The organism is Microbacterium sp. 69-10 (assembly GCF_001897945.1).
Classification (GTDB): domain Bacteria; phylum Actinomycetota; class Actinomycetes; order Actinomycetales; family Microbacteriaceae; genus Microbacterium.
This window is the reverse complement of the sequence record NZ_MKRT01000007.1, coordinates 42375-49096: the sequence shown is the minus strand read 5'-3', so window position 1 is coordinate 49096 and position 6722 is coordinate 42375. Positions and strand designations below refer to the sequence as shown.

At 71.4% G+C, this 6722-nt stretch carries 4 protein-coding genes; 2 read left to right on the top strand and 2 right to left on the bottom strand.

Annotated features, from left to right (window positions below):
* Nucleotides 1-142: 142 nt before the first annotated feature.
* Nucleotides 143-2026, bottom strand: a complete 1884-nt coding sequence (locus BGN97_RS03260) for a prolyl oligopeptidase family serine peptidase (protein WP_292698002.1) — start codon at nucleotides 2024-2026, stop codon at nucleotides 143-145.
* A 127-nt stretch (nucleotides 2027-2153) separates the two neighbouring features.
* On the opposite strand from BGN97_RS03260, the gene BGN97_RS03255 reads away from it, so the two are divergent.
* Together BGN97_RS03255 and metE are read left to right on the top strand one after the other, a co-directional pair.
* A complete protein-coding gene (locus BGN97_RS03255; RefSeq protein ID WP_292698000.1) occupies nucleotides 2154-3095 on the top strand; it encodes a methylenetetrahydrofolate reductase in 942 nt (313 codons plus the stop codon).
* A 10-nt stretch (nucleotides 3096-3105) separates the two neighbouring features.
* Nucleotides 3106-5418, top strand: coding sequence for a 5-methyltetrahydropteroyltriglutamate--homocysteine S-methyltransferase (gene metE, locus BGN97_RS03250; RefSeq protein ID WP_292697998.1), 2313 nt, complete (start codon nucleotides 3106-3108; stop codon nucleotides 5416-5418).
* A 90-nt stretch (nucleotides 5419-5508) separates the two neighbouring features.
* Here metE and BGN97_RS03245 read toward each other — a convergent pair.
* On the bottom strand, nucleotides 5509-6722 hold a 1214-nt coding region (locus BGN97_RS03245), incomplete at its 5' end, for an NAD(P)/FAD-dependent oxidoreductase (protein WP_292697996.1).

The following is a 6722-nucleotide window of genomic DNA, read 5'->3' as shown; positions in this document are numbered from 1 at the left end:
ACGCTAAGAGCCAGACACCAGGTGATCAGGATCCAACCACCGCGAAGCGGCACTGTCACCCTGACACTGACCATCACGCTAGCCGCTTCGACGGGCTCAGGGCCTCAGGGAAGGTCCCAGGGCCGAGGTGCGGATGCTGCGCTCAGGCCGGCGAGAATCCGAACGTCTCGCCGAGGAACCGCAGCTCCGCCTCCAGCGCCGTGACGATGGTCTCCGCCCGGCGGAAGCCGTGCCCCTCGCCCTCGAACAGCAGGTACTCGTGCGGGATGCCGCGCGCCGCCAGGGCGTCGCGGATCGCCTCGGACTGCGAGGGCGGCACGACCTTGTCATCCGCTCCCTGCAGCAGCAGAACGGGGACGTCGATGCGCTCCGCATGGCTGAGCGGCGACCGCTCGATGTACACGTCCTCGGTCTCGGGGAGCGGGCCGACCAGGCCGTTCAGGTAGAACTTCTCGAAGTCGTGGGTGTCGGATGCCAGCATCCGCAGGTCCGCGACGCCGTACCGGCTGATGCCCGCGCCGAACGCGCCTCCGCGGACCAGCGCGCAGAGCACCGTCCAGCCGCCGGCGGAGCCGCCCTTGATCGCGATGCGGGCAGGGTCGGCGAGCCCGGCATCGGCGAGCCCGCGCGCCGCGGCGATCACGTCGTCCACGTCGACCACGCCCCACTGCCCGTCCAGCCGCTCGCGGTAGGCGCGGCCGTAGCCGGTGGAGCCGCCGTAGTTCACGTCGAGCACGCCGATGCCGCGGCTGGTCCAGTAGGCGTAGGCCGCGGATGCCGCACCCGAGACGTGCGCGGTGGGCCCGCCGTGCACCATGACGATGTACGGGGGCCGCTCGTCCGCCGGGGCGGCCGCATCCGGGTTCGTCGGGCGGTAGTCGAAGGCGTGCACGGGGCCGTGCGCGCCCTCGAACGTGACCGGGCGGGCCACCGGGAACCACCTGGAGTCGACCGGGTCGCCCCCGCGGATCGCCGTCGTCTCGCCGGACTCCAGGTCCACGCGCCACAGCCCGCGGTCCACGCCGGCGCCCGCGCCCGAGATCAGCACCCGGGAACCAGACACGTCGTCGATGCTCGCCTCGCCGGTCACGGGGACGTCGATCGGGCGGACCTCGCCCGACTCCGGGTCGATCAGGACGACGTCGTCGGCGCCGTTCGTGCGCACCGCGACGATCCGCCGGTCGTCCAGGACGCCGTACCAGCGGTTGCCGAGCACCCACAGTCCGCCGCCGGTGTCGGCATCGGCCAGGACGTACGGCTCCGTCGTGGCGGGCGGCGTCGGCGCGGGCGGCGGCGTGTCCGCGCCGAGCCGCGCGACGTGCAGGTTCCACCGTCCGGTGGCGTCGTCGGCGTACAGCAGCTCGTCGTCGGTGAGCCACTCGGGCTGCAGAGCGGCGCGGGCGGGAACCGGCGTGAGCGATCCGGAGGCGAGGCGCGTGACGGCGATCCGCGCGGTCTCCCACGGCATGCGCTGCTCGGTCCATTCCGTGTACGCCAGGCGGGTGCCGTCCGGCGACAGGGACGGGTGGGCGTAGAACCCCGAGCCGTACGTGGACACCCAGGCGGGGGAGTCGTCGTCGGCGGCCGATCCGTCCGTCGGGATCTCCGCGATGCCGCGCCAGTGCTGCTCGCCGCGCAGATCCTCGCGCACGGCGAACAGCCGTCCCTGCTGCAGCGACAGTCCGCCGTGCTGCGGGCCGGGCGCTGTCAGCGGCTCGGGGACGCCGCCGCGCGGCATCCGGTACACGCACTGGTCGCCCGCGTTCACGAAGTACAGGGTGCCGTCGGCATCCGCGGTCCACGCCCCGCCGCCGTACTCGTGCACGCGGGAGCGCGCGTTCCACGGCTCGGGAAGGATCTCGGCGCCGGAGGAGCTGCGCACGGTGACCCGTCCGCCCTGCGAGGGCACCGACTCGCCCCACCAGATCTCCTCGCCCACGAAGCGCGCTCCGTCGATCCGCGGCGCGGACGAGGAGACATCGGCGGCGGAGAACGGCGAGGGCCAGGAACCGTAGGGCAGAGTCATGGCTCGAGCCTATCCAGATGACGTCATGTGTCCGGCGCTGACACATGGCGTCACACAGTGTGCACCTGGCCGCGTCGCCGTTCTACCGTGCTGGAACAGCCCCGTCCGGAACAGTGAGGAGACAGCCGTGAGTCGCGTGCCGTTCTCCTTCGAGCTGTACCCGCCGCGATCCACCGCCAGTGCGCAGGCGCTGCACGACACGATCGACCGGTTGGCCGAGGCCGGTCCCGACTTCCTGTCGGTCACCTACGGCGCAGGGGGATCGACCGGCGGGCGGTCCCTGGAGGTGCTGCGCTACATCCGCACCCGCACCGACGTCGAGCCGCTCGCGCACCTCACCTGCGTCGGCAACACCTACGCGGGAGCGGCCCGGCTCATCCGCGAGTTCCTGGATGCCGGCATCCTCAGCTTCCTCGCGCTGCGCGGCGACCCGCCTGCGGGTCTGGGCGAGGGCGAGTCGTTCCTCGGCGACCTGGAGAGCTCCGCGCAGCTGGTGCAGCTGATCGACCGGGTGCAGGCCGAGCGGGCGCCCTACGAGGAGTCGCCCGTGCCCGGGAACCCGGGTGCCGTGCGCGTCGCTCCGCGCCGCAGGGTGAACATCGCCGTGGCGGCGTTCCCCAACGGGCATCCGCGGTCCGCCTACAGCAGCCAGCACGTCGACGCGCTGCTCGCGAAGCAGGCGGCGGGCGCCACGCTCGCCATCACGCAGCTGTTCTTCCACCCCGACCACTACCTCGCCTTCGTCGAGCGCGCGCGGCGTGCGGGCGTGACGATCCCCATCCTGCCCGGCATCATGCCGATCACCTCGCCGAGCCGTCTCGCCCGCGTGCTCGAGCTCACCGGGGAGGAGCTGCCCGGTGAGCTGTCGATCGCGCTCGAGGTCGAGCCCACCGCGGAGGGACGCCGCCAGATCGGCATCGACTGGGCATCCGATCTCGCCCGGGAGGTCGTCGCGGGCGGCGCGCCGGGTGTGCATCTCTACGCCTTCAACCAGCACGAGACCGTGCTGGACGTCCTCGCCCAGGCCGGCATCCTGGCCGACCGATGTCTTTCGCCAGCCACGAAGTAAAGGAAACACCATGACCGCTTTCCCCGCCGGGACGATCCTCGGCTACCCCCGGATCGGACGCCGCCGCGAGCTGAAGAAGGCCGTCGAGGCGTTCTGGGCAGGGCGCATCGACGAGAAGCAGCTCGAGACCGCCGCCGCAGAGCTGCGCGCCGCGAACCGCGAGCGCCTCGCCGAGCTCGGACTCGGCCGCGATGACTCGTCGATCCCGGAGTCCTCGTCCTTCTACGACCAGGTGCTCGACGCCGCCGTCACCGTCGGCGCCATCCCGGCCCGCTTCGAGGACCTGCGCGACGAGGACGGCAGCATCGGCCTGCCCGCCTACTTCACCGTCGCCCGTGGCGAGGGCGACCGCGCCCCCGCCGAGATGACCAAGTGGTTCGACTCGAACTACCACTACCTGGTGCCGGAGATCGGCCCGGAGACCGTGTTCTCGTTCTCCAGCGACCGGCTGGTCCGCGAGGTCGTCGAGGCGGCCGAGGCGGGCTACCGCACCCGCCCGGTCATCGTCGGCCCGGTCACGCTGCTCGCGCTGGCCAAGGCGTCGGATGCCGCGCCCGAGGGCTTCGACCCGCTCTCGCGCCTGGACGACGTCGTCGCCGTGTACGCCGAGCTGCTCGCCAGGCTGAAGGCCGCCGGCGCCGAGTGGGTGCAGCTCGACGAGCCGGCACTGGTCAGCGAGTCGCTGCCGGCCACGACCGCCCAGCTGGCGGATGCCGCGCAGCGCGCGCTCGCGGCTCTCGGCGGCTCGACGGAGCGTCCGTCGATCCTCGTGGCGGCTCCCTACGCATCGCTCGACGAGACGCTCGCCGTGCTCGCCGCGGCGCCCGTCGAGGCGATCGCCATCGACCTCGTGCGCGGTGCCGTTCCGGCATCCCTGCCCGACCTCGCGGGCAAGACGATCGTGGGCGGCGTGATCGACGGCCACAACATCTGGCGCGGCGACCTGGCAGGCGCCTTCGCCAAGCTCGAGGCGCTGCGCGAGCTCGGCGCGGCATCCGTCTCGGCATCCACCTCCACCTCGCTGCTGCACGTGCCGCACGACGTGCAGGACGAGTCCAAGCTCGACGCGCGCCTGGTGTCGTGGCTCGCCTTCGCCGACCAGAAGGTCGGACAGGTCGTCGCCCTCGCCCGCGGCCTCGCCGAGGGCCGCGAGGCGATCGCGGAGGAGCTGGACGCGGCATCCGCAGCCCTCGCCGACCGGCGCGACGCCCCCGGCGTGCGTGACGGCGCCGTGCGCGCCCGCGCCCTCTCGGAGGCCGACTTCTCCCGCGACTCCTACGCGGACCGGGAGGCCGCCCAGCTGGCGCTGGACCTGCCCGCGCTGCCGCTGACCACCATCGGCTCATTCCCGCAGACCGCCGACATCCGTCGCGCCCGCGCGCAGTTCGGCCGCGGCGAGGTGCCCCAGGACGACTACGAGGCGTTCCTGAAGGCGGAGATCGACCGCGTGGTCGCGCTGCAGGAGGACCTGGGGCTGGACGTGCTCGTGCACGGCGAGGCCGAGCGCAACGACATGGTGCAGTACTTCGCCGAGAACCTGGACGGCTTCGCGGTGACCGAGAACGGCTGGGTGCAGTCCTACGGCTCGCGCGCCACGCGCCCGTCGATCCTGTGGGGCGACGTGTCGCGTCCGGCGCCGATCACCGTCTCCTGGGCGTCGTACGCCCAGTCGCTGAGCGCCAAGCACGTCAAGGGCATGCTCACCGGTCCCGTCACGATCCTGGCCTGGTCGTTCGTGCGCGACGACCAGCCGCTCGGGGAGACCGCCAACCAGGTCGCTCTCGCACTGCGTGACGAGATCACCGACCTCGAGGCCGCGGGCATCGCGATCATCCAGGTCGACGAGCCGGCCCTCCGGGAGCTGCTGCCGCTGAAGAAGGCCGACCAGCCCGCCTACCTGGACTGGTCCGTGAACTCCTTCCGCCTGGCCACCGGCGGCGCTGCGGCGGCCACTCAGGTGCACACGCACCTCTGCTACTCGGAGTTCGGCGTCGTGATCGATGCGATCCGCGCGCTGGACGCCGACGTCACCTCGATCGAGGCCGCTCGCAGCCGCATGGAGGTCGTCGCCGACATCGCCGAGTACGGCTTCGACCACGGCGTGGGCCCGGGCGTCTACGACATCCACTCGCCGCGCGTGCCGAGCGTCGACGAGATCGAGTCGCTGCTGCGCCGCGCGGTCGACGAGTTGCCGCTGCGTCAGCTCTGGGTCAACCCGGACTGCGGTCTGAAGACCCGCGGCTACGACGAGACCGTCGCCTCGCTGCGCAACATCGTCGAGGCGACGCGCCGCGTCCGCGAGGACGTCGTCGTCCCGGCCTGAGCCGGATCCCCGCGGGGGCTGTGCAGACCCCGCGGGATCACTGGTACGGATGGGCCCCGCTCCACGGAGGAGCGGGGCCCATCCGGGTCTTCAGCGCAGGTGGTGCACCTGCTGCAGGCCGTACACCGGGGTGTCGATGCCGGCGTGCCTGGCCTTCAACTGCAGCGCCAGGTACAGCGAGTAGTGCCGCGACTGGTGCAGATTGCCGCCGTGGAACCAGAGGTTCGGCTGCTGCGTGGGCTTCCACATGTTGCGCTGCTCGCCCTCCCAGGGGCCGGGATCCTTGGTCGTGTCCGAGCCGAGCCCCCAGCACTTGCCCACGGTGTCGGCGACCTCCTGGCTGATGAGGTCTGCCACCCAGCCGTTCATCGAGCCGTAGCCGGTGGCGTAGACGACCAGATCCGCCGGGAGCACGGTGCCATTCTTCAGCACCACGGCATCCTCGGTGAGATGGTCGACGTCCCCGTGCGCGAGCTTGACCTCACCGTCGGCCACCAGCTCGGCGGAGCCCACGTCGATGTAGTAACCGGAGCCGCGCCGCAGGTACTTCAGGAACAGGCCTGAGCCGTCGTCTCCCCAGTCGAGGTCGAATCCGGCCGCCGTCATCCGGTCGTAGAAGTCCTTGTCGCGCTCGCGCATCTTGTCGTACAGCGGGATCTGGAACTCGTGCATGATCCGGTAGGGCAGCGACGCGAAGATGAGGTCGGCCTTCTCGGTGGTGACGCCGGCGGCGAGAGCGCGCTCGGAGTACAGGTCGCCGAGACCGATGTCCATCAGGGTGTCGCTCTTGACGATGTGCGTCGAGGAGCGCTGCACCATGGTCACGTCCGCGCCGTGCTCCCACAGCGCCCCGCAGATGTCGAAGGCCGAGTTGTTGCTCCCGATCACGACGACCTTCCTGCCGCTGTAGGCGTCGGGGCCGGGATGCTGGGACGAGTGCTGCTGCTCGCCGCGGAACACGTCCTGGCCGGGGAAGACCGGCACGTTCGGCTTGCCCGACATGCCCGTCGCGAAGACCAGCTGGGTCGGATGCAGGGTCAGTGGGGCTCCGTCGCGTTCGATCTCGACGGACCAGGTGCCGGATGCGTCGTCGAAGGCCGCTGAGGTCGCGGTCGTGTTCGACCAGTACGGCACCTCCATGACCTTCACGTAGGACTCAAGCCAGTCGCCGACCTTGTCCTTCGGGGCGAAGACGGGCCAGTTCTCGGGGAACTTGATGTACGGCAGGTGGTCGTACCAGACCGGGTCGTGCAGGCAGAGCGACTTGTAGCGCCCGCGCCACTGATCTCCGGGACGCGGGTGCC